Annotated in this window: 27 protein-coding genes and 1 tRNA gene; 4 read left to right on the forward strand and 24 right to left on the reverse strand. The window is 57.1% G+C overall.

What is annotated here, in order from left to right; translation table 11 throughout:
* Positions 1 to 108: 108 nt before the first annotated feature.
* From H7H48_RS15695 to H7H48_RS15740, 10 genes are all read right to left on the reverse strand, one after another.
* Positions 109 to 915, reverse strand: a complete 807-nt coding sequence (locus tag H7H48_RS15695) for an enoyl-CoA hydratase/isomerase family protein (protein WP_229449961.1) — start codon at positions 913 to 915, stop codon at positions 109 to 111.
* A gap of 24 nt (positions 916 to 939) precedes the next feature.
* Positions 940 to 2,469, reverse strand: a complete 1,530-nt coding sequence (locus H7H48_RS15700) for an AMP-binding protein (RefSeq protein ID WP_229449962.1) — start codon at positions 2,467 to 2,469, stop codon at positions 940 to 942.
* Positions 2,462 to 2,974: a (2Fe-2S)-binding protein gene (locus H7H48_RS15705; protein ID WP_229449963.1), complete on the reverse strand. Its 513-nt coding sequence runs from the start codon at positions 2,972 to 2,974 to the stop codon at positions 2,462 to 2,464. Before H7H48_RS15705 ends, H7H48_RS15700 begins: the two co-directional genes overlap by 8 nt.
* Positions 2,962 to 3,789 (reverse strand): xanthine dehydrogenase family protein subunit M, encoded by an 828-nt coding sequence (locus H7H48_RS15710; RefSeq protein WP_229449964.1) that lies wholly within the window; start codon positions 3,787 to 3,789, stop codon positions 2,962 to 2,964. Before H7H48_RS15710 ends, H7H48_RS15705 begins: the two co-directional genes overlap by 13 nt.
* Positions 3,786 to 6,749, reverse strand: a complete 2,964-nt coding sequence (locus tag H7H48_RS15715) for a molybdopterin cofactor-binding domain-containing protein (protein WP_229449965.1) — start codon at positions 6,747 to 6,749, stop codon at positions 3,786 to 3,788. Before H7H48_RS15715 ends, H7H48_RS15710 begins: the two co-directional genes overlap by 4 nt.
* A gap of 100 nt (positions 6,750 to 6,849) precedes the next feature.
* Entirely contained in the window at positions 6,850 to 7,701 is an 852-nt protein-coding gene (locus tag H7H48_RS15720; protein WP_229449966.1) for an AraC family transcriptional regulator, read from the reverse strand.
* A gap of 250 nt (positions 7,702 to 7,951) precedes the next feature.
* A complete protein-coding gene (locus tag H7H48_RS15725) occupies positions 7,952 to 9,001 on the reverse strand; it encodes a DctP family TRAP transporter solute-binding subunit (protein ID WP_229450103.1) in 1,050 nt (349 codons plus the stop codon).
* A 44-nt stretch (positions 9,002 to 9,045) separates the two neighbouring features.
* A complete protein-coding gene (locus H7H48_RS15730; RefSeq protein WP_229449967.1) occupies positions 9,046 to 10,326 on the reverse strand; it encodes a TRAP transporter large permease in 1,281 nt (426 codons plus the stop codon).
* 3 nt (positions 10,327 to 10,329) lie between these two features.
* On the reverse strand, positions 10,330 to 10,821 hold the full coding sequence (locus H7H48_RS15735) for a TRAP transporter small permease subunit (protein ID WP_229449968.1): 492 nt from the start codon (positions 10,819 to 10,821) through the stop codon (positions 10,330 to 10,332).
* 48 nt (positions 10,822 to 10,869) lie between these two features.
* Positions 10,870 to 11,748, reverse strand: a complete 879-nt coding sequence (locus H7H48_RS15740; RefSeq protein ID WP_229449969.1) for a MurR/RpiR family transcriptional regulator — start codon at positions 11,746 to 11,748, stop codon at positions 10,870 to 10,872.
* A gap of 201 nt (positions 11,749 to 11,949) precedes the next feature.
* On the opposite strand from H7H48_RS15740, the gene H7H48_RS15745 reads away from it, so the two are divergent.
* Genes H7H48_RS15745 through H7H48_RS15755 form a run of 3 tightly spaced genes read left to right on the forward strand, consistent with a single transcriptional unit; the run spans position 11,950 to position 15,076 of the window.
* Positions 11,950 to 13,086, forward strand: coding sequence for an amidohydrolase/deacetylase family metallohydrolase (locus tag H7H48_RS15745; RefSeq protein ID WP_229449970.1), 1,137 nt, complete (start codon positions 11,950 to 11,952; stop codon positions 13,084 to 13,086).
* Positions 13,083 to 13,856 carry a creatininase family protein gene (locus tag H7H48_RS15750; protein WP_229449971.1) on the forward strand — a complete coding sequence of 258 codons (774 nt, stop codon included), beginning with the start codon at positions 13,083 to 13,085 and terminating at the stop codon, positions 13,854 to 13,856. The genes H7H48_RS15745 and H7H48_RS15750 overlap by 4 nt, the downstream gene beginning before the upstream one ends.
* Complete coding sequence (locus H7H48_RS15755) at positions 13,853 to 15,076, forward strand: pyridoxal-phosphate dependent enzyme (protein ID WP_255663927.1); 1,224 nt, start codon at positions 13,853 to 13,855, stop codon at positions 15,074 to 15,076. Before H7H48_RS15750 ends, H7H48_RS15755 begins: the two co-directional genes overlap by 4 nt.
* 312 nt (positions 15,077 to 15,388) lie before the next feature.
* Here H7H48_RS15755 and H7H48_RS15760 read toward each other — a convergent pair whose 3' ends face one another.
* Positions 15,389 to 15,559, reverse strand: a complete 171-nt coding sequence (locus H7H48_RS15760; protein ID WP_229449973.1) for a hypothetical protein — start codon at positions 15,557 to 15,559, stop codon at positions 15,389 to 15,391.
* Positions 15,560 to 15,565: 6 nt separating this feature from the next.
* Between H7H48_RS15760 and H7H48_RS15765 the strand changes: the two genes are divergently transcribed.
* Positions 15,566 to 15,650 (forward strand) — tRNA-Leu (locus tag H7H48_RS15765).
* Here the strand turns inward: H7H48_RS15765 and H7H48_RS15770 are convergent.
* The 13 genes from H7H48_RS15770 to H7H48_RS15830 all read right to left on the reverse strand — a co-directional run bounded on the left by H7H48_RS15770 (position 15,651) and on the right by H7H48_RS15830 (position 21,929).
* Positions 15,651 to 15,836, reverse strand: coding sequence for a hypothetical protein (locus H7H48_RS15770; protein ID WP_229449974.1), 186 nt, complete (start codon positions 15,834 to 15,836; stop codon positions 15,651 to 15,653).
* Positions 15,833 to 17,077 (reverse strand): tyrosine-type recombinase/integrase, encoded by a 1,245-nt coding sequence (locus tag H7H48_RS15775; RefSeq protein ID WP_229449975.1) that lies wholly within the window; start codon positions 17,075 to 17,077, stop codon positions 15,833 to 15,835. Before H7H48_RS15775 ends, H7H48_RS15770 begins: the two co-directional genes overlap by 4 nt.
* Positions 17,064 to 17,462 (reverse strand): hypothetical protein, encoded by a 399-nt coding sequence (locus H7H48_RS15780; protein WP_229449976.1) that lies wholly within the window; start codon positions 17,460 to 17,462, stop codon positions 17,064 to 17,066. The genes H7H48_RS15775 and H7H48_RS15780 overlap by 14 nt, the downstream gene beginning before the upstream one ends.
* 280 nt (positions 17,463 to 17,742) lie before the next feature.
* Complete coding sequence (locus H7H48_RS15785; RefSeq protein WP_229449977.1) at positions 17,743 to 18,216, reverse strand: hypothetical protein; 474 nt, start codon at positions 18,214 to 18,216, stop codon at positions 17,743 to 17,745.
* Between the two features lie 157 nt (positions 18,217 to 18,373).
* Positions 18,374 to 18,730 (reverse strand): hypothetical protein, encoded by a 357-nt coding sequence (locus H7H48_RS15790; RefSeq protein WP_229449978.1) that lies wholly within the window; start codon positions 18,728 to 18,730, stop codon positions 18,374 to 18,376.
* A 28-nt stretch (positions 18,731 to 18,758) separates the two neighbouring features.
* Positions 18,759 to 18,980, reverse strand: a complete 222-nt coding sequence (locus H7H48_RS15795; RefSeq protein ID WP_229449979.1) for a hypothetical protein — start codon at positions 18,978 to 18,980, stop codon at positions 18,759 to 18,761.
* Positions 18,977 to 19,249 carry a hypothetical protein gene (locus tag H7H48_RS15800; protein ID WP_229449980.1) on the reverse strand — a complete coding sequence of 91 codons (273 nt, stop codon included), beginning with the start codon at positions 19,247 to 19,249 and terminating at the stop codon, positions 18,977 to 18,979. Before H7H48_RS15800 ends, H7H48_RS15795 begins: the two co-directional genes overlap by 4 nt.
* A gap of 1 nt (position 19,250) precedes the next feature.
* Positions 19,251 to 19,433 (reverse strand): hypothetical protein, encoded by a 183-nt coding sequence (locus H7H48_RS15805; protein ID WP_229449981.1) that lies wholly within the window; start codon positions 19,431 to 19,433, stop codon positions 19,251 to 19,253.
* A 30-nt stretch (positions 19,434 to 19,463) separates the two neighbouring features.
* Positions 19,464 to 20,333, reverse strand: coding sequence for a hypothetical protein (locus tag H7H48_RS15810; RefSeq protein WP_229449982.1), 870 nt, complete (start codon positions 20,331 to 20,333; stop codon positions 19,464 to 19,466).
* Positions 20,334 to 20,534: 201 nt separating this feature from the next.
* Positions 20,535 to 21,143, reverse strand: coding sequence for an antitoxin of toxin-antitoxin stability system (locus H7H48_RS15815; protein ID WP_229449983.1), 609 nt, complete (start codon positions 21,141 to 21,143; stop codon positions 20,535 to 20,537).
* Positions 21,143 to 21,421, reverse strand: coding sequence for a hypothetical protein (locus tag H7H48_RS15820; protein ID WP_229449984.1), 279 nt, complete (start codon positions 21,419 to 21,421; stop codon positions 21,143 to 21,145). Before H7H48_RS15820 ends, H7H48_RS15815 begins: the two co-directional genes overlap by 1 nt.
* Positions 21,418 to 21,615: a hypothetical protein gene (locus H7H48_RS15825; RefSeq protein WP_229449985.1), complete on the reverse strand. Its 198-nt coding sequence runs from the start codon at positions 21,613 to 21,615 to the stop codon at positions 21,418 to 21,420. The genes H7H48_RS15820 and H7H48_RS15825 overlap by 4 nt, the downstream gene beginning before the upstream one ends.
* A complete protein-coding gene (locus tag H7H48_RS15830) occupies positions 21,612 to 21,929 on the reverse strand; it encodes a hypothetical protein (RefSeq protein ID WP_229449986.1) in 318 nt (105 codons plus the stop codon). Before H7H48_RS15830 ends, H7H48_RS15825 begins: the two co-directional genes overlap by 4 nt.
* Between the last annotated feature and the right edge of the window lie 843 nt (positions 21,930 to 22,772).

Raw genomic sequence — 22,772 nt, forward strand, 5'->3', positions numbered from 1 at the left:
CTTTTTTCCATTTTCACTTCCTCCCTTTAGCTGATCGGGAGCTGACGTCTTGCATGCTCCCGACTCCAGACCTTCAGACCGCCCGCTCCCAAACGCGGATACTGACGGTCAGCTGCCGATGAAGTTCGGCGCGCGTTTCTCGTGGAATGCGTTGACGCCTTCCCTGAAATCATCCGAATTGCGCAAACGGCTGTAGCAATGGCCCTCCAGTTCGATAGCCACCGACAGGTTTGCGTCGTCCGTGTCATTGAGCAGTTTCTTTGCCGTACGCTGAGCGATGGGCGAGAAGGCGATCAGTTCCTCGACTAGAGCATCAACGGCGCTTTCCAGCTCTGCATCGGGAACAACTTCCGTTGCGATGCCCCAGTCATAGGCCTGTTGCCCGCTAATCCGCTTCGAACGCATGACGATGTGCTTGGTCCGGGTTATGCCCACCATTTTCTGCAGACGAGCTGAGCCGCCTGACCCCGGAATTTGGCCCAGTTTCTGCTCCGGCAATGCGTAGAGGGTTGTTTCGCTGGCAATTCGGAAATCGCATGCGAGCGAAAGCTCAAAACCTACTCCGAAACAGTAGCCGCGATTGGCGGCGATGACGGGCTTTGAGCAGCGTGCTGGTGCGGCAATGTTCCATGCCAGATGCGATACGTGCTCTGGAGATGCCTCCAGGAAGCCTCGAATATTGCCGCCTGACGAGAAATGTGCGCCGGCTCCACCGACAACGATCACACGTACACGCTCATCAGCGTCCAGCGCTTCAAAAACGAGACGAAGCTGATCACGCTGATCCATCGAGACGACGTTGTACGGTGGTCGGTCGAGCGTAATGTCCGCACGCTGACGTGCAGTATCGATCTTGACTGCGAAGCCATCGAGTTCGGCCAGTCGCGGATCGGCGAATTTCATTGTTTCAGCCATCTGATCGGGATCCTTTCAAGTCTGCTATTGAACGGACCGGTCGTGATCCAGCGGGCGCTCGACGCTGTATTCCCCAGCAACGAGCATGCGGCGCAGGATCTTTCCGACCGGCGATTTTGGAATCTCATCAACGAAGACGATGCGCCGCGGGCGGCGGAAATTGGCAAGCCCGGAGGTCTTGCAATGCTCATCCAGCTCTTCCGCGGTAACGCTTCCCTTGCGCTTGACGAAGGCGGTGACAAGTTTGCCCCAGCGTTCATCAGGTAGGCCGACCACGGCTACCTCTGCCACCTGTTCATGAAGAGAAAGGCAGCTCTCAACCTCGACTGGCGACACATTCTCACCGCCTGTGATGATCATGTCGTCAACACGACCCGTAACGAACAGATCACCGTCCGCGTCGAAGAAGCCGGTATCGCCGGTGAAATACCACCCCTCCCGCAGTGCCTTTGCATCCGCATCGGGGCGGTTCCAATAACCTTCGAAAGCTTCATCACCCTTCAGATAAGCGATGATCTCGCCTTCCTCTGCGACACCCGCATGTTGTTCCGGGGAGTCCGCGCCGAGCTTGACCACACGGATCATCTGGTTGATCCCGGCGCGACCCGCCGAGCCAGGTTTTGCCACTGCGTTCTGCTCGATTGTAAAGGTGTAAATTTCCGAGGAACCGTAATGATTGACGAAAAGCTCGGGTTTGAACGCCTCATTGAGCCGCTTCAGAAGACCGTCGGTCATTGAGGCGCCGGCAAAGCCGAGCTTGGTGACACTTTTTACTCGTTCGGGTGAAAAGGCGGGCTCATGCAGGAGATCATGATAAAGCGTCGGCACCAGGTAGAGATTTGTAATCGCCTCAGCCTCGATCAGTTCAATCGCACGAGAGGCATCGAAGCGCGGAAGACAAATGAAGGCACCGCCTGTTAGCGAAGAAGCGATAAGAGAGCGCACACCCATCGTGTGATACAGCGGCATCACTCCGAGTGTGCGCTCACCATGCCGATACAGGTTCTGCGCTACATGGGCGACCGCCCCTGCACGTTCGACACGATGGCGGCGCGGCACACCTTTTGGCCGAGACGTGGTGCCGGAAGTGTACAGCATCAACGACCAGTCATTGGCGTCCGCACGCGGCACGACGTCAGGGGCTTCAGCCTCCATCATGGAGACGAGTTCTTCTGTCGATATGCAGCTAAGTCCAGCAGCCGAGGGTGTTTGAACCAGCGCCTCGCGCGTTACATCCTCGTAGAAGACTGCTTTTGCTTCAGCGTCCTTGATTGCATAATCCACCTCTTCGCTCTTGGCGCGCCAGTTCAGAGGCGTGACAATGAGACCGGCGAATTGACAGGCCCAATGCAGTGACGCGTTCTCCCAGCGGTTCATCATGAGAGTGACCACGTGATCGCCGTGCTTCAGGCCAAGCTGATCAAAGCCGGTCACGAGCGCTGAAATCTTGCGGTACCACTCGGAGTAGGTGAGCCGCATATCGCCATCAACAATGGCCAACGCATCCCGGTCCCGGCTTACGCTCGCCAGAAAACTTGCCCCCAGATCAAGCATTGTATTTTTGCTCCTTCCTAATTTCCTCCACGGCCGCCAAAGCAGCGGCCACGATCGTCGCGTAGCCGGTGCAGCGACACAGATGCCCGGACAAATGTTCGCGGATTTCCTGCTCGCTGGCGTCTGGTCGCGTGGTTAGAAGCGCGTCGAGCGTCATCAGGATGCCGGGTGTGCAAAATCCGCACTGCAGCCCATGTTTTTCACGAAAAGCAGCCTGCAGAGGCGAAAGCTGCTGTGCGGTCGGCGTCAGCGCTTCGACCGTTCGCACATCTGCCCCGTCAATCTGAGCCGCAAGAATGAGACAGGCGCGCACGGGCGCACCATCCACCTGAACGGTGCACGCACCACAAACACCGTGTTCGCAGCCCACATGAGTGCCTGTTGCGCCCAGTTCGTGTCTTAGAAGATCGCTGAGAAGCATCCGGTTCTCGGCAAGCACCTCCACCTTTCTGCCATTGAGGTGAAAGGCGACGCGATGTTTCGTGTCAGCAGCTAATTGCGGCATGAGCGGGCCTCCAAAACGGTTTCTCGACCCAGCCGGCGTACAAGTTCGCGCCGATAACGCCCGCTCGCGTGCAAGTCGTCACGCGCGTTCAGCGCCCAGGCGATATCGTTGAGCGCGTCATCAAGCTCATCACCATTTTCCTGCGGAAGGTCGAACTGTCGGGGATGGTCGTCCACCCCTCCAATGGCAAGACGGGTTGCCGTCTTATCTGCAACAGCGGCGCAAGCAACGATTGCAAAATCACCATGACGCCTGCCGATCTCACGGAAAGCGTAGCCTGTTCCATTTTCAGCAACCGGAAAGGTTACAGCTTCGATCATCTCGCCCTCGGCGATCGCCGTGGACATCATCCCCAGAAAGAAGTCTGCCGCCGGGACAGTGCGCTTGCTCCTCTGGCTTGCGAGCCGCACCGAACCGTTCAGCGCGATCAAGGCAAGCGGCAGCTCGGCGCTTGGATCTGCGTGTGCCACGGACCCACACACCGTCCCTCGTGCGCGGGTCTGCACATGTCCTATCCATCGGATCGCCTGTGCAAGGAGAGGTAACTTCCTTCTCAGGTGCGGCCAGGCCTCGAGTTCGGCTTGGCGGACGGCGGCACCGATGACCACTTCCCCACGCACTTCGTGGATGCTCTGAAGGTTTCGAAGACCAGTGATGTCAACCAGGACGCCGGGCCGAGCAAGTCTCATGTTCAACATCGGCACCAACGACTGACCGCCCGCAATAATGCGCGCATCGGAGCTTCTGAGGTGCAGTGTCTCGAGCACCTCTTCCATCCCTTCTGGTCTGACAAAGTCAAAAGCGGGCGGCTTCATGAACGGCCTCCCAAAAGTGCTTTCAAACGGGAAAGCAAACCACCATGCGGCGTTCCGCCGCCTGCATGGCGCGCCAAAGCCTGGAAAAACTGGCCAATAACCACTCGTGCCGCGCCGTCGAGAAGACGTCCGCCAACGGAAGCGACCTTGCCGCCTATGCCTGCTTCGTAGCTGTATCCAACGATCGTCTTGCCGTCGGCTTCACGCAGTGTGATGCGTCCCACCCCATTGCCGAACCCCAAGGCACCTTGGGTGGAACCGCTTAATGTGACCGCTTCAGGTTCGACCATGTCAGACAACTTGATTTCAGCGCGGTAACGCCCTTTCACGGGGCCGACGCCGAGCGTCACATCGGCGCGGAAATGCGTTGCACTGACCCGCTCCACACCATGCGCCCCGGGGATGATTGCCTCCAGGGTGGCAGGGTCCAGCAGCATGTCCCAAACAGTCTGGCGGCTGGCAGATACCGTAGCGCTGCCCTGTCCGGTCAACTGACGCTGGCCTGAGGAGCTTTTGTTGGGAGTTCTGGTCTGCGGCTGTGAGGAGGGTTTTTCTTCGCCGAAGATCAGATCGCCAATGCGGCCAGGCGAAAGGGGCAGAGTGATATCGATCGCGCCCGTGGCATCAGCAATTGCATTGGCGATGCAAACCGGGGTGGACATGCAGTTTCCTTCACCCACGCCCTTGGCGCCAAGCGGTGTGAACGGCGACGGACTTTCATAGTGAAGGATGACCGGGTCAGGGACCTCCATGACAGTCGGGATGAGATAATCCGCAAGTGTCCCCGACAAAAAGGAGCCGTCCTGACCATAGGCATACTCTTCGAACAAGGCTGCTCCCACGGCCTGCGCGAAGGCTCCACGCACCTGCCCCTCAACCATGGCGGGATGGAGAACACGCCCGCAGTCATGCATCGTCACATATTTGTCGATGCGCACTGCCCCTGTAGCGGGATCGATCTCTATGCCGCAAAAATCGAAGATGAAACCATGACAAAGTGAGGAGTTGATGCCGTCCTTTGACGTGGGAGCCTCGAGCTGTTCGGGGGTCCAGAAAACGGTCTCCTGGATCGTGTGATCAGTGCCCTCAGGCAGCATACCCGGTGCCCAATGGCTGGTGGCGGCGACACGATTGAAGGAAATCGAATTGTCGGGATTCAAGCGATCAAAAATGCGCCCGTCCAAAAAATCGACCTGCGATGCTTCAACATTAAGCTGGCCAGCGGCAATTTCAGCCAGGCGATCCCTGATACGGTCAGCTGCGAGACGAGCCGTGCCCGCGACAGCCGCTGCAAACCGGCTGGAATAATTCCCCGACGCTATAGACCAAGCGTCCCGAGCGGTATCCAGCTCGGTGTTCACCCGCACCGCCTTGAAAGGAATGCCAAGGCGTTCAGCAACGACCTGCGCCAGCACGGTACGATGCCCCTGTCCCTGTGGCACCGAAGCGACCTTGACAGTGACTGCGCCAAGCGGATCGATGGAAATCGTGGCGACAGCCTGCGCACCGTTTTTCGGTCCTGCCTTGGCGCGCTGCTCAGGTGTCAGGGCGGTGGTGATGTAGCCCATATTGGAGACGCTCGGCTCTACAGCTGCAGCCAGCCCGATTCCGTAGAGTTTTCCGGCTGCGCGGGCTTGGCGGCGCCGTTCGATCAGTTCGTCAAAATTGCCATTCGCGAGTGCGGTATCGAGAGCAGCCGCATAGTCTCCCGAATCCAGAAGCGCTCCGGTGGCCGTGCGGTAGGGAAATGCGTCGGAGGGCACAAGATTACGGCGGATAACTTCCAGCCGATCGATCCCAAGCTCATCAGCGATGCGGTGCATCAGCCGCTCCAGCGGGTAGTAGATTTGCGGGCCGCCAAAACCGCGGTTGAGGCCTGTCGGCGTCTTGTTGGTAAGCACGACACGGTTGCGAATGGCGACGTTGGCAATCGCGTAGGCCCCCGTCATGTTCCCGTGCATGCGGTATAGGGTTGCTGGCTCGGGTGCGCGCAAATGCGCCCCGCAGTCCTCTATCTGGTCCCAACGAAGCGCTGTTATCCGGCCGTCGGCCTCGACGGCCGCTTCCAGCCGGGTGGCACGATTGGTCGCAGATACGGAAGCCATCAGATGCTCGAGCCGATCCTCAATCCATTTGACAGGTCGACCGGAGACGCGCGCGGCAACAGCGGCAAGGATCGCATACACGAAAACACCTTGCTTGACGCCGAAGGAACCACCTGAGTCAGGTGGCGTTCTAAGGCGCATCCGATTGCCTGGCACTTTTAGCGCCAGTGCCACAACCGCATGGATCGAGAATGGTCCTTGGAAGTTTGCCGTTACATCGTAGGCGTCTTCACCTGGGTCGTACTCAGCAATGACCCCATAGGTCTCAATAGGCGTGCAGGAGTTGCGCGGATAGGACACGTCGATTGCGAAGCGGTGTTTCGCTTCTGCAAAAGCGCTTTCGGGGTCACCATAGCGGAAGCTGCGCTCGGCAATACAATTGCTGCCAAGCGAGGGATGCAACAGCGCCGCATCCTCTTGAAGCGCGGCCTCTGGATCCATCACCACCGGCAGCATGTCGTACTCGACCGCGATGAGATCGAGAGCATCTTCGGCAATATAGCGTGTATCAGCGACGACCAGGGCTACCGGTTCACCCACATAGCGAACCCGATCCCGTGCGATAGGCCAGCATTCCACATCGGCTTTGACGCCAACGGTCAGGCTTCGTGTGAGGGCGGCTACGTCATCGCCTGTAATGACGGCATGGACCCCTTCGACTTCGAGGGCCTTAGACACATCGATGGAGCGAATTTCGGCGTGAGCATGCGGCGAGCGCAGAACTACCATATGCGCCGTGTCACGACGGGTCGGCAGGTCGTCGATATAGCGCCCGCGTCCGATCAGTAGCGCGGCATCTTCAACACGCGGCATTGAACGGCCCACGAGGCCGGCTCGCTGCAGATTGATCGTCATGCTCTCCTCCCCCGCCCGAGAGGGCGGTCCCTGGGAGAGTTCATGCTCGAGGAAGGGCGAGACGACGATACCGGTAAGTCTTACAACTTACCCAGAAGTCTCAAATTCGCTCGTTCAACCGGGTGACTCTGCGAAAAACGCTGGGAGAGGACCCAGCGTGATCATGGAAAAACCGCGAAAAATGAGCGGGCACCGAAAAGCCGAGCTTTTCGCCAATTGCGGCGAAGGTCTCATCGCTTTCCACGATCTGGTTTACCGCGTGTTCCAGTCGGTGCACATTCAAGAAAACGCGGGGGCTGACGCCCATATTGGTCTCGAAAAGACGGAAGAAGTGTGCCCGAGACAATCCCACATCGCGGGCCAGCATGTTCATGTCGCCTATCTCACCCGGTGCCTGCTGAATGAGCCGCACAGCTTTTTGAATCCGGAAATCGGTCAGGTGACTGTTGGCCAGACTTCGGATCGAATTGGGTAGGCCGCGCCAGCTGGTGAAGCGTTCAATGACGGCAATCATCAAGCGTCCAAGGAGATCCTCATGCACGCGCTCATCTTGCGGCGCGTGGACCATGGTGGAAGCCAAAAGTTGTGTCAGGCGCCGGATTTCCTGTGTGATTGCGCCGACGGAGCAGTTGAAGAAATCGGGCGCATTGCTGACAGCCCAGTTGGGGCGGAAAAGCCCAAGCCATTGCGGCTCGATATAGAGAGCGAGAATTACGGTTTTCGGCTGCTCGGTATCATGCTCATACGCATGCGGTTCCCAAGCATTGATCAGGACTGCGCTTTCATCCGTGAGCCGTGCAATCCTGTCTCCGACCTGAAACTGCGTGTCCGCCCCCTCCACCTTCAGAAGAACGTGGCAGTGCGGATGCGCGTGGCGCACCAGTGGGCGATCCATATCCAGAAGCGCGACACGCCCAAAGCGCCCCCTGGCTATGCGCAGTGCATGAGACATCGGACTAAACTGCCGTGGTGTGATCGAAAACACAATACCGCACGGGCGGGGCCGCTTTGGCACGCTGCGGTCAGGAGGTCTCACTCGAGCGATCAGCGGTATGGCGGTAGGACGCCAACCAAGGCATCGAGTTCATGACCGAGAAGGAGAGGGGGGAGCGAGCGGGACCAGATGCCTGCTTTGACAATCTCTGTATGAAGGAGGGAACGACCGCCGATACGCGGACGTCCCCTCGGTCACGGAAGAAAGCTTACTTCAGATAGTCGGATTGGTTGGCTTTGGCTGCCTCTTCCTTGAAAAGCTCGAGCAGCGCAACCGCATCTTCGCCGTACTCAGTTTGGATGTGCTTCTCAAAAGCAGGCTGAGTCGCTTCGCGCATGGCCGTCCGCTGCTCAGGTGTCAGCGCCGTCACTTCCATCTTCTCACGCAGGCCTGCAACGCCTCGATCGGAAGCTTCGATAATGCGGGCGAGGCCGCGCGAAGCGGCGACACAGGACTGTGCCGCATACCGGACAACATTCTGCTGATCCTCGGTCAGGCCATCCCAGAAGCTTTCCGAGAGCAGAAAGATGTATGGTGAAAACAGATGGTTGGTGAGAGCGAGATGCTTCTGCACCTCGGAGAAATTGGAGAACGAAATAATCGGCACCGGATTCATCTGTCCATCGATGACGCCGGTTTGCAGTGCGGAATAGACCTCACCCCAAGCCAGCGGATAGGCCTCTGCACCGAGAGCATTCATGATGACTTGGTGGGATGAAAGCGTCATCGTGCGCAAACGCACGCCTTCGAAATCCTCAAGCGTGTTGATCGGTTTTGTCGATGTCGTTACCGCAAAAAAGCCCCCGGTGTCAGGGAAAGCCAGAACCTTGACCCCATCCAGTTCCTTTTCGATGTCGGCTTTTAATGCCTTGCCGAATTTTCCATCGAAGGCCTTGTAGGTTGCAGCATTGTCCGAGAAGGCGAACGGCAAGTTCAAAACATCGATTTTCGGATAGTATGATGCGAGTGAGCCTGTCGATGAAATGGTGGCCTGGATCACTCCGTCCCGGACCATCTGGACAGATTCGGCATTCGTTCCGATCTGATCGTTCGGATAGATTTCGACCTCGACCTCACCGTTCGTGTCGGAGTTGACGATGTTTGCAAACACAGCTGCACATGCATGACCCGGATTATCGAACGGGTCCGGGTTGTTGTCATGAGCGAGCTTCAGCACATGTTCCTGTGCCCCGGCTGTCACTGTCATAGCGGATGCAGCAAGGATGGCTGCAAAACTTTGGGCGAGCACTTTTTTCATATTCCACTCCTTCGGTTTTTTCTTTGATTTTAACTTTGCGCGGTTCAGGCGAACCCCAACCACCGCGGCACCAGCAACGCCATGTCCTCCCAGAATGCGAACGTGACGAGAACGGCAATCTCGGCGATGAGAAATGGCCAAAGCTTGATGGAAATGCGCTCCAGCTTCTCGCCGGTCACCGATGACAGCACGAACAGGCAAGCGCCGACGGGCGGCGTCATCAGCGAGATGTTCAGTGCAATTATGAAGATGATCCCCGCATGGATCGGCTCAAGGCCAATCTGATTGGTTATAGGTACGAGAACGGGCGTGAGAATGATAAGGATGGCCGTTATGTCCATGACCATGCCGATAAGCAGCAGAAGGCAGATAATCAGCAGGATGATGATGTAAGGATTTTCGGAGAAACTCAGTATCGCGGACGCAATCTCCTGCGGTACTCGGTTGAAGCTCATCCACCATCCAAGCAGGCTCGCAAAAGCGATGATCACAAAAATCACGCCGCTGATGATGGCCGTGCGCAGAAGCATGTTGCACAATGCTTGAATCGTAATGTTGCGATAGACGAAGACCCCCAGAAGCAATGCATAGGCGACGGCAATCGAAGCGGCTTCAGTCGGCGTCACGATGCCGCCCAGTATGCCGCCGAGAATGATAAAGGGCATGGCCAGCGCAGCGATCGAGTGGAAGAAGCTGCGGGCAATTTCGCGGAGGCTTGCTCGCTTTTCGGCCTTGGGCAGATTGTTGCGCGTGGCGCCGAGCGCGATAACGGCCATGCAGACGATGCAGATAATCAAGCCGGGGAGAATGCCGGCTGCAAACAGACCGCCGATGGATACGCCCATCAGTGATCCATAGACCACCATTATACCCGAAGGTGGGATGGTAGGTCCTATGATCGATCCTGCGGCCGTGACCGCGCACGCATAGTCCCGACGATAACCCTGGCGCACCATCTCTGGCACCAGGGTCTTGCCGAATGCTGCAGCATCAGCGGTCGCGGCGCCTGTCAGGCCTGCAAACATTACGGAAGCGATCATGTTGGCGTGGGCCAGGCCTCCCCGAAAATGCCCAACGAGAATGTGGGCAAACCGCATGAGACGCTGGGTGATGCCGATGTGATTCATAATCTCGCCGGCGAGTATGAAAAATGGCATCGCCAGGAAAGGGAAGATGTCCAGGCTGTTGAACATGCGGCTTGGCCCCATCGCCAAAAAGTGGGCGCCACCCATCCCCACCATGCCTGCAAGTCCAGCAATACCGATTGCGAACCCGATGGGGGTGCCAAGGAGCAACAAAACAAGGAAAATAGCTGCAACGATCATGGACTATAGCTCCGCCTGATCTTCGACCCGCTGCTCACCCAAATCGCGCAACATGACGAGAAGAAGCTGGATTGCGGCAAGTCCTGCCGCCGCCGGAATGGCGGAGTAGGCGGGACCGAGGGAAAGCCCTAGGATCATGGCTTGGCGTGTCAAACCCGCGGCAGCAAAACCGAGGCCGAACCAGAAGAGATATGCAAACAGCAGGATTCCTAGAAGATCCGACAATAGCAGCGCAGTACGGCGCAGGGAGACCGGCAGCCGGTCGATCAGGATCGTCAAGCCTATGTGTTCACGGCGGACAATTCCGCTCGAAATCGCCAGCAGCACCGTCCATATCATCAGATAGCGCGCCAGAGGCTCCGGCCAGTTGAATTGCCAATGGAAATAGTAGCGGTCAGCCACCCCGATCCACACATTGACAACAAGAGCGGCCATCAATGCGATCAAGATGATCTCGACGCAGCGATTCAATTTTTCGCTGAGCTCTCCCGCCACTTGTCTAATCATGGTTCGCCTCCCATTGGCTCCTACCTCCGCTTCCTGCTAATCGCCGATTGGCCGACCCGGATCATTCGTATTCAGACTTGAGAGGCTCACACGGATGCGTCGCAGGCTTTCAAGAACGCTGGGCCCGATCAGCTCGGCTGTGGTCATCGCGATGAGATCAATCAGGAAGAGGAGCGCATATCGGCCCGAGGTGGGCTTGTAGAGCTGCGTATCGGCAGGAATGACGAAAGGCAGGCAAGCCTCAGCCTCTTTCGCCAAGACAGATTCAGGGTGAGTGATGGTGATGGTGCGGGCGCCATACTGGCGCGCGACGCGAACAGACTCGATAATGGATGCTGCCTGACCTGAGGCCGATATGGCGAAAACGAGCGAACGCTTGTCGCACACGGCAGCAGTCATGCGCTGCATTTGCCCATCGGTATGGGCAACGATCGGTACGCCCAGTCGAAAAAGCCGGTTCTGCATTTCGACCGCACCCATGGAAGAAACGCCGCCAGACCCGAACACATAGACCTGGCCCGCATCAACGACATGTTGCGCCACCTCGTTGACGGTTTTCATGTCAATCGCATCGCGCACGCGCTGCATCGCATTGGCTGCGCCATCCGCTATGGCACCTACGATCCGCGCATCTCGCTCGTCACGCACGAGGGGTTCAGGGAAAAGATAAACCCCACCGATCGCGAGCACTTGCGCCAATTTGAATTTGAAGTCGCGGATACCGTCACATCCGAGGGCGCGGCAGAAGCGGGTGACTGTCGGTTCACTGACGCCAGCACGGAGTGCGAGGTCGGCAATCGACGCCTTCGATGCGTACTCGATGTCGGACAATACGATCTCAGCGAGCCGCTTTTCAGCGTTGCTGCCGTCTGCCGCCCAGATCCGCAATCGGTTGATGATGTCAGTGGTGGTCAAGCGCTGCCCCTCAGCAAATTGCTCCGATCCCCAAGCCTTTCGATGCCAGCTTGACACCGGATATGAAAAAAAGCAACATTATATCACAAGAGATTTGCCACATATTTCGCAATAAAATCCAATTATGTTGGAAAATTTCATACCTATTTGAATGAGGGAGCTCGATGAGTTCCTCCTCCAGGCGTCAAGGAATTCAGTTCAATGAAGTTCGACCTAGTACTCGCAGGTGGTCGCGTCCTCGATCCTTCACAGAACCTCGACCGCGTTACGCAAGTGGGTTTTACCGACGGCAAAGTGGCTGCGGTGGGAGACGATCTGGCAGCACAAGCTCAATCAGTCAGGGACGTTTCCGGGAAGATTGTTACGCCGGGAATCATTGACCTTCATACACATGTGTACTGGGGCGGTACGTCACTCGGTATTGATGCCGATGATTTCGCCCGAAGCAGTGCGGTGACCACCTGCGTGGACACGGGCAGCGCCGGTCCTGGCAATTTTCCAGGCTTTCGCCGACATGTGATTGAGCCTGCCGATGCGCGCATTCTCGTCTACCTTCATGTTTCCTTCGCGGGCATCTACGGCTTCGACACGAAAATTATGGTGGGCGAAAGCCATGACTTCCGACTGATGGCACCGAAACATGCTGCGGAGGTCATTGAAGCCAATCGTGACGTCATCGTCGGTATCAAGGTACGAATTGGGCGGCATGCAAGCGGACCACAGGGCATAGCTCCTCTGGACGTGGCGCTTGGACTTTCGGACGAAGTGGGGCTGCCTGTCATGTGCCACATCGATGAACCGCCGCCTTCATATGAAGCAGTGGTTTCGAAACTGCGCAAAGGTGATGTGCTTACACATTGCTTTCGCCCGTTTCCGAACGCTCCAATCATGGGCAATGGGCGGGTCAAGGCAGAGGTTCTGGAAGCGCGGGAGCGAGGCGTCTATTTCGACATTGGGCACGGTATGGGCTCCTTCTCCTACAAAACGGCTCGAGCCATGCTGGAAGCTGGCTTCCCTCCTGATACAATTTCCTCTGATGTTCATGCATTTTGCACCGAGGGGCCTGCCTACGATCAGCTGACGACCATGAGCAAGTTCCTAGGCCTTGGCATGCCGTTGAGCGAGGTCATCGAAAGGTCCACGGTCAGAGCAGGCCAAGTCCTTCAGCGTCCCGAGCTTGGTACGTTCCGGAAGGGGGCTGTGGGAGACGCCTCAATCCTTACCCTTGCTTCGGGCGAGTTTGCTCTTGAGGATGTGGAAGGCGAAATCCTTCACACAAACCAGCGTCTCCAGGCGGCAGGCGTCGTGCTCAATGGCCGGTGGTGGCACCCGGCATGAGATGGGCTGACCTGACCACGGCGGAAATCGACCAGGTGGATCGTGATACGGTGGTGATCCTGCCGATCGCAGCAGTCGAGCAACATGGTCCGCATCTCCCCCTTTCCACGGACTGCAGGATCGGTATGCACTTGCTGGAAAGCGTGGAGCAACGCTGCAGCAACGACATGCTGATCCTGCCGCAGGTTCAGGTTTGCTGTTCCGATCACCACATGGATTTCGTGGGGACGCTGACTGTCCGTCACGAGACCTTTCTTGCCTATGCAGGAGACATTCTGCGCTCGGTCATCGCTCATGGGTTTCGCACCCTGCTGATCTTCAACAGCCATGGCGGGAATCAGGCGATTGGCAGAGTTCTCGTCGATCAGATTGGGCACCAGGAGCAGGGGTGCCGCATCGCTTTGGCGACATGGTGGACTCTTGCGGCTCCAGCATTGGCACAAATCCGTGAAAGCGAATTGGGAGGTGCCAATCACGCTTGTGAGTTCGAGACGTCGCTGATGATGGAGGCCGACCCGGCAAGTGTTCGCCGTCACTGCATCGAAGAGCGCAGCTTAGGCCCAACCACGCGTTGGACTGTGGAAGACATGTTGGCTGCCCCGCCCATATCGCTCTATCGCAGCATGAAAGACAAATCAGGAGGAACGGGCACTGTCGGCGAACCAGCTCTTGCCACTCGCCAGAAAGGTCGCGCCATCACGGAGGCCGTGACAATTCAGCTCCAGCAGCTGGTACAGGATCTGCGGCGCATCCACGAGGTGGAAAAATGAGACATTCGGAGTGGCTTGCCTGTACTGAGTGTGGAGAGGAGACCAGCATCACCTCCGTACCGTCCACCTGCCCGAGTTGTGGCGGAATTCTCGATTTGCATCTGCCGGACAATACGCAGGCCGATCGCGATCCGGCACCGACCAGCCTATGGCATTGGGCTCACCATCTTCCATACTGCTCGGAGGAAAATCGTATCTCGCTGGGCGAAGCAGGCTCACCGCTCCTCGCCTGCCCACGGTTGGCCAGGAAGATGGGTGTCGCAGATCTGTGGATCAAAAATGATTCCATATCTCCGACGGCGTCGTTCAAAGATCGGGCGATTGCGTTAGCCACTTCACTCGCACGACAGCACCAACGCAAGGGTTTGGTGCTGTCTTCAAGCGGAAATGCCGGTGCTTCTGCAGCGGCGTATGCTGCGCGCGCCGGTCTGCCGGTTGTCGTTCTTGTTCCGGCCTCTGCCCCTGAGGCGAAACTGCGTCAGATCGCTGCCACGGGAGCACGACTCGTCAAAGTCGAGGGTAACACGAGCGACTGTTGCCGCCTGGCCGACAAGCTGGCGCGCGAACGGGACTGGGTCAATCTCACCACCACATATCATAACCCCTATGGGGTTGATGCCTATGCGACGCTCGCCTACGAGATCGCACATCTTGAGGCAGATGTTTTGCTGCTCCCAATTTCGAGCGGTCCGCTGCTGGGCGGCATCATGAAGGGCTTCCAGCGGCTGCTCGAAGCAGGCCACCTTGCAACAGTCCCGCGGCCTATCGCCATACAGGCAAGCAGGTGCGCACCCATCGTGCAAGCTTTCCAAAGTGGCAGCAGCGTCAAGCCATGGGAGCACCAAACCACGATAGCATCTGCACTCAATGACACCTTGGCGGGTTACGAACGCGACGGCGACTACACCCTTTCGTGGATCAAGCGCTTCAAAGGTGCTGCGTTTGCAGTGGACGATCCTGATATCCTTCAGGGCCTCCGCGACCTCTCGCAGATGGAAGGGATACTGGCTGAGCCCAGTGGAGCCGTACCGATAGCGGCCCTCGGGCAGCTGCGCCGAAAGGGCCTTGTGAAGGAAAACGACCGCATAGTGGCCGTCGTCACCGGCCACGGTCTGAAGGATCTAAGCTGGGTCGACGTGGCAATTGATGCGGCGCCTATAAAGGCCGACTTCTCGGCTCTTGCTCGCCTGGTTGACCAGCCGTCACCCATGGCTGGATAACAGGTGCTGTCACTCTTTCACGCTGTGCGGCATCTGTAAAAAGGATGTTCAGCGGAAAAACCGCTGCTTGGTCTGGTGCCGGTCTGTCGCGGCTCAAGCAACCGAATTTTCCCCAGCCGAGCCGTTTCTTGCGAACGGAGAAGAACAGACGATTTTACAGGGGGGCGATTTCACAGGGAGTATGTCTTGGTGCCCCTGGCCGGACTCGAACCAGCACTCCTTGCGGAACTCGATTTTGAGCCTAGTGTTTTCGGGTGCCACACCCTTAGTTTATAAGGCTTTGCGTCTGCCACGTGTGGCATTCTTGTGGCACTAGAAGATGGAGAAGAAGAGCATCCCTAAATAGCCCCACATGGTCTCCCATAGGGCGGCTATGGTTGGTGCCCCTACCAGGATGAAGGCGAGGGCGGCGAAGATGCCGAAAAGCTTCTGGGCAGTGCTGGTAATGGTTGACATCTGCTGGTCCCGTGACATAGCAGACATATTAGAGCCTCCTTGGCGGAATTGGTAGACGCGACGCACTCAAAATGCGTTTCTCTCGGGAGTCCCGGTTCGAGTCCGGGAGGAGGCACCACTAATCAAGAAAATGAGCCATTAGTTTCATTTCGGCCTCCTCGATGAGGCGCTTAACCTCTTGCAGGTCTTCATAAACTTCCTTGGCGTATGCGCCGCTAGTCCACCGCAAGTTCACCTGTCCTAGCTTGGTGTAGGCATCCGATAGGGCGCGTCCGGTAGTACCTGTTGCCTGCGTTCTCTTCATCCCATTAGCTCCTTTGCGAACCGTGCGACATCCTCTGGTGTTACCCCAGGTGTCTGTGCGTATGCCTTGATGATCTCTCCCACTGAGTTACCACTTGGGGAGGGTACTGTGTGGTGTTGCGTAGAGTCCTTTGAAAAGTATTTTCGGCTGTCCTCCAGCTCACCCGCCCCCACAAGGTTGAGGTACCCTGAGGTGGTCGTGATGGTCCGGTGACGGAGGACCTTCTGTAGTGTTGCGGTGGGCATCCCCCGACTGTTTGCATACCAGGCGAAGGTCCGCCGTAGAGACTTCATCGTGGCGGTCGGGATGTGTGAGGCCCCTAAGAACTCCCTGACAGTATTCCACCGGCTCATTGCCTGACGCGGCGAGATGGGGAATAGACGTTCCCACCGGTTGGCCTTGGCCCTGGCGATGGACCTCTTGATGACTGGGAGTGCCTCCGGGTAGACCGGAACGGCATTATCTGAGTCTGCTGTCTTGGTTCCGTCGGGGTGAAGCCACGGCTTGTTTCCCGCCAGGCCGGTGAAGCACCCTTCGGTCAATCTCAGGGCTTCTTCCACGCGGAGGCCTTCATAGACGATGATGTCGATGAGGTCGGCGAAAAGCGGATCACCACCAGGGCGGCGCAACCACTCAGACACTTGCTGATGATCCTCAGGGCGTAGCCACCAGGTCTTCTTGTTTCTGGCCTTCTGCTTCGTGATTGGGATCACGGTAGTGCATAGAGGCGGTAGACGTTTGAGGGCGATCTGGTTGACCTTGCGGATGTGCCCCAGTGCCTGGTTGATGTAACTGGCTGAGTGCCCCTTCTCGCGGTGGTGTGCCACTAGGGCGTCTATGTCCTCACTTACGATCTGGTCGATGTCCCTCTTACCGCGCTGCTCAAGGAAGGCGACATCGCTCATCAAGGTGTAGCCGGTCTGGGTCTCGCTTCGCATACCCTTCCAGTGTGTCTCTATTGCGATCTCGGCTGCCTTGCGAAGTGTACCGGTCTGCCCGGTTGGAGTGAGGATGGCCTGTGTCCGGGTACTCCTTCCGTGGAGGGTTGGCACGGGGAGGGGCTTGTCCCCCTCCTCGACCGGCCACTTTCCATAGACATCGAGCGCCTCGTTGATCTCGGTCTCCAGGCTTTCGGCCTCGCACAGAGACTGCACTTGTCGTCTGATTCTGCGATACCCTGCTTTGGCAGAGGCGCGATTGACGGTTACTTGGTATCCACCACCTCTCTCAGTTATTGGCATCGCTCCGTCTTCCTTCCAATATAAAACCCAGTTGTTGTGCCAGGGCTTTCCCCTTCTGCGTGAGTTTTACGACCTTCTGGCGTCTATTCAGTGGGTAGGTCTCCATGACCACTAGCTCTAGTCCCTCTCTCCCGGAACGATACTTGTCACTCAGGTATCTAAGGTGGGTAGATAGTGTGGTGGGTGTAATAGCCAGGTTCTCGGCTAAGTGTTCGAGAGTTATGGGCTCTCCCTGTTTGGTATGGTCTTGGCCCCAAATGGCAACACCTAGAAAGGTGTTGAGGATTGCTATAGGCATAATCTGTCCATCGTTCTGGGCTGCTTGAACCCGTCTGTTGGCTTCTAGATATGCCCTAAGTGTTTCCCTCCTCAGTGGCGTGTCCATGAACTCTCGTGTCCTTTTCTGGATACTTGCTACGCATATTCACATTTACTGCACAAAGCATGAAATGGAAAGGTCCAATCCATGCTTCTCTGGTTTCAACACCTGCAATTAGCCGCTTCCTGTTGAAACCCATCATCCATAAACCCGGTTTGAAGAACCCGTCCGGCTCCCATAATTCGGCCAGTATCTCGTGGCCGCTTATACGCAGAAGCATCCTCACCCTCCTCGTAGGGTAATGGCGAGGGTCGGGCGTTACCCCGACCCCCATCATATTGCGAAGTTAACCGTTGATTGCCTTCTTCTGGGTCTCGCTGAAGCCCTGCCCTTCAACCTGTTCCAGGGTGGCTTCATCGGTGGCTTGTGTCACGTAGGTGTGGTCCACATCAGCCTGCGCGATGGCACCGGCAAAGTTGCGCTCCTGGTCGAAGTCGGTTCGGTCGATCCCCAGGTAGCCGGCAAGAAGCTCCATGCGGTGTTCAGCGTTGGCTTCGATCTCCACCTCGTCACCTTCGGCATCCACTCCGATCCACCCCAGGTCCTGTGCGGTGAGGAGCTGTGGCTTGCGGATGGCCTCTGGGAGCTGGTGACCCAGGCGCTGCTCGTACCACCCGATGCGCTCTGCCAGAAGTGCCACCGCGTATCCATCGGCCCACTCTGGGCGTTCCTGGTTTGGGGTGACGATCTGTCCGGTGAGGCCGTCAATGTGGAGTGCGCCTTCCTGGCCTTCCATGTGGACTGCGATGCGATTGGTCATTTCGTGTCTTCTCCTGGTCCTTGTTGTCTGGGTGTGTGAGGGGCCTCAGGACCGTGGCGGCCCACTCACCGGTATCCGTAAAGAAATCGTTACGGATAATTACATAGTGTGTCAATACGTATAGTTGGATGCCACAAGTTCTGGAATGTTGATCCAGCTACTTCTTGCGGAATACGCGGACACCCTTGGGGTCCTTACTCACGGACACAGTGAACTCAGGGGCCTCCTCGCCGTCCTTCTGTAGTTTGTCCCGGTATGCCTTGAGCGATCCATAGATGGTCTTGGCGACGACATCAGGGATGAAGACAGAAGGCCATGTTTTCGGGTCTTCCGGGTCGGCGGGGGCTGGGAACTCGTGCCAGGGATACTTGCTGGAATGTCCGGCGCGGGAGGGTGGTTCGACGCCGATCTCCACCTTGAAGCTACCCCAGTTGGTTGTGTTCTGGTTGTCCTGGGCCTCACCCTTGGTTGCTTCCATGATCGTCTCTCCGATGGTCTGTTCATTCTTTGCCATTCGGTGTTCCTTTCGTAGGTTCTTTGGCTTAGAGTGTGCGGATGCGTGATGTTGAAATTTCAGAGATGTTGATGAATGTCTCGATCAGTTCTCCCCTATTGGTTCGGGTTTTGATGATGATGGAGTCCTCGTCGTGGTGGAGCACTTCTGCGTTCCTGTAGACGAAGCCGGAGATGAGTGTGAGGTAGTCCAACTCGTAAGCTGTTCCCTCACTGTCGAGCTTGTTCAGTCGTTGATGGAGGGCCGTCATTCTGGCGTCTCCTTCTGCGCGTTCTCGTGCTCGATCTTCAGAGCCCAGATTGCGGTGTTCCGCCCTGCGTAGGTGTGCTGGCTCGTTGACACCGGATGGTTCTGCTTGGGTCCGAAGAGCTTCTCGTATGGCCTGGGCTTGAGGTATCGGACGTATCGGAACTTCCTCGGTCGCAACTGCTCGACATATCCGATGATGACCTTCTTCTTGTCGTCCGTCTCCACGTAGGTCGTCCGGCTGGCTTGGTGGTGGATCAGCTTGTATTCCACCTCAGTTCTCCCGAGCCTGGCGGATTTTCTCCATGAGGTTAGCCTGGGCCTCTTCCGGTGTCCGTCCGGTGGCGACTAGGCCGTACCCTGTGCGGATGTGAATGTCGGTCGGCGCTCCCGGACTGCGGTGAAGTCGTGGAGGAGGCGGTGTCATTGGCATCTTGGTGGTCAGTGGTGTAAGCATCTTGGTTTCTCCTTGTACAGATGCGTAGAGTCAGGCCGCGATGGAGGCCGGTTTGTCTGGGATGCCTGCCTTCTTGGCGGCGTAGTGCATGAACCAGAAGGGAATGTCGTGACAGCCAACTACGAGGTCGCCGTTCGGCTTGATCCTGGTGAGCCTGAAGTCGCCCACATGGATTGACCGTTCCGGTACATATTCGGTGTGCTCGCGGCGGCACCTGATGGACCGCCAGTAGAGAAGCTTGGCAACTTCAAGGGGGACGTTGGCTCCCCAGGTTGTCTCGACGCGATCATGTGAGATGCGTGGGAGAGGGCGCTTGGTGCTAAAGCCGGAGTGGAATTTATGGGGCGGTAGGGTTTCTCCTCGAAGCCACGCCTTGATTTGTGGCCATGCCTCCTCCCGATACTTCCTTCTGGCCGCTTCTTCGCGCTTGCGTCGGGCCTCTTCCTCACGCTCAGCCTGAAGCCGTGTTGCCTCCTTGACCCCCGCGACGATGCTCTCTGGGGACCAGTCTATGTCCTCGTAGCCCTTGAGTGAGAAGGCGGTTATGTAGCGTTCGGCCTCAGCTATCAGCCTATCGGCCTGCTCAAGATGGAACGGCCCCCAGGACCTTGCCCTCTTTGCCCTCTCTAGGGTCTCGGTGATGCGCCTCAGGTAATCTTGGACGTTGAGGTGGTGGCCTACATCGAGTGCGAACCGCGAGCCGTGAACTCCCAGGTGCGGCACATGGAAGACTGTCATGTGGCTACAGGCGCGGCCCGTGATGCTCTTATGCTTGGCGGTTGAGGTGCTGTAATTGTCCGTGGTGAAGAGCACCACCGTGCGGCCCTCCGCGTCCGCCATAAGGGTGGCTATCGGGAAGTGGTACCCATAGCTGTAGATGGTATCGCCCTCGTAGAACATATTGTGTCCCTTCCGGTGGCGACCGGTCTTGTTGGCCCATGCATGGGCTACCTCGTCATGTGATGACATGGCTGGTTCCTTTGGATTGGATTTGATTGTAGGAAGATGCGTAGTGTCAGCCTAAAGAGTGAAGCCAGAATCCGGCTGCTGACACGAAGAGTATGATGGTGAAGAGGGAGGTGATGTCCTGGATTATCCCCTTCATGCGATCTCTCCGTCTGAGGTGAACTCGTACTCGTTCGCCTTGATGTTCTCATCCACGGCTTCGTCAGACATCAAGTATTCATACTCTTTCTCCAGGCGCTGAAAGACCCAGTGGTTGAAGTCGTTCATGGCTTCCTTGATGCCCTCCTCAGCCTCCTCCGGGACATCCCAGTGGCCATCCTTCAGGACATCAACGTCTATCGTTGTGTCCCGCCAGCCGGAGGTGATATGTGCTGAAAGTTGGTAGAAGTGGCGGCGCTGTATGGCCTGGAGGTCGGCTGCAATCGTGTGGAGTGCGGTGTCGTTTGGTGCATACTCCTTGATGGCCTTTGTGGCTCCCTTTGCGTAGGAGTACCTACCGTCGAACGATGAGCCGCTTCCCTGCGTGTAGAACCCTTGGAACCAGATGGATGGAACGCCCGGTTTCTTATGGGTGATCTCGATACCGAGTATCTTCGCCACCCTGTCTGCGTCTTCGTACACAGCGTCCCACCATTCGTAGTCCAAGGCACCTGTCCGGTACCAGTCTCGGGCCTTCTCCTTGGCGTCGTCATCCAGCTCATCGAGTTTGAAGATGGTCTTGGTCAGTGTGAGTGTGCGTACCATCAGAGCCTCTCCTCCAAGCTCTTCCGCGCCGTGTAGGCCATGACGGATACCAGGGCGAGGAATGGCTTCTGGCTGTTCTCAATGGGGATAATCGTGACGTACCAGCCTGCTGTGCCGATGAAGGTTGGCGTGTACCCACCATCCTCCCAGCTTCTGAAGGCTTGTGCCTTGATGCGTTCAGCCGTCTGGCCGTGAGGGTTTACGGCGTTGAGGAACTCCACGGTGTCCGCAAGCTCCCCTTCACGCCACTCGATGTCATCCATGGTGTAGATGGTCATAGGTTAGCCCTCTTCTCGAAGTCGAACTCTGCTTCAGCCTGGTTGTTCGTGTAGTTGCCCCAATAGGCGTGACCCTCTTTGTTGGTCCGGTAGGTGGCATATCGTGTCTGATTGCGGTCATTGATTTGCACGAGGGCGACACCATTCTTCTCTTTGAGAACCTCGTGGTCGAATGGAAGACTGAGCTGTCTCATGCTGCTGCTCCAATGTTCTGGTTCCACCAAGCATCGACCCAGCCTGTCTTGGTCAATGCGTAGTTCGCGATGATCTCTTCAGGCTCGTTGCTGATGTCATTGACGATGAAGACTCGCTCCCTGAGCGTGACCCCATCGACTTCCTTTGTGAGGACCATGAGCATCTCATCACATGCGGTGAGAGCGTCGAGGGCTTTCCGCTTGTCGGTGCCCCTGTAGTCCACCTCATCCTCAACACGTGCCGTGATGGTCCATCCATCGGCGATGGCGTCCCCGATGATCTTGCGGAGGTAATACTGATTGTCCTTTGCCATGGTGGTAGTCCTTTGGTTTGGATTGTAGGTAGATGCGTAGTGTCGTGTCACAATGAGGGCCGAGGAGGTCTATCAAGTGAGAGGCGCGTGGTCTCCGTATGGGCTCCCTCCGAGGCGCGAAGCGCCGAGGCGAATTTTTCCCCAAAAGGAGGGGCTCCATGGGGCTCGCGTGTCTCGTATGGCTTGGGCCTGTCCGGTGCGCTCCGGCGGATTAGACCCCATTAACGTCTGAAGGCTGGGAGCCTGCGCATTGTCACGCGATCCTCCCAACGGTCTGGCCTCTCATACTCGCCGCGACCGCCATATGACGCCCTATCAAATACTGGCATATCGTCGCCGCTTGGCTCTTCCTCAAAGTATCGTTCAAACCGTGTAGCTTGGCCGCGATGCTTGCGGAATGTTTCACCCAGATAAACCGTGCTCATTGTGATTGCCTTTTGTTTGGTTTCGCCTTGCTAGGCTCTTCAGTAGGGCTCGCATTAGCCCTAGACCCTTTCCGCCAAGCTAGACTGTCACTCTCCATTTCCCCCCTTGGGGCACCGCTTCGCGGCTGGCCTGTCTAGCCGTCCTGACCCTCTTCAGGTCCGTGACGTAGCGGCATATGACGCCGATGCATTGAACATACACTAATCCACATAATGTGCAAGTGCGCAGCAAGAAAAAAATGCACTGATACCGAAAAAAATTACCGCTTGTCGCTGGACCCCTTGTGTATCAAGGCTCTGCGTCTAGCCTCATCCATCATCTTTTTCCTGATGTCGCCACCTAATGCCCTATTCACTACGCATATGCACCATGTCTAGACCCCTTCAGCCTGCCCATTAGGCCGCGCTTCACCCCACG

Source organism: Nitratireductor sp. B36, from assembly GCF_020833685.1.
Taxonomy (GTDB): domain Bacteria; phylum Pseudomonadota; class Alphaproteobacteria; order Rhizobiales; family Rhizobiaceae; genus Nitratireductor.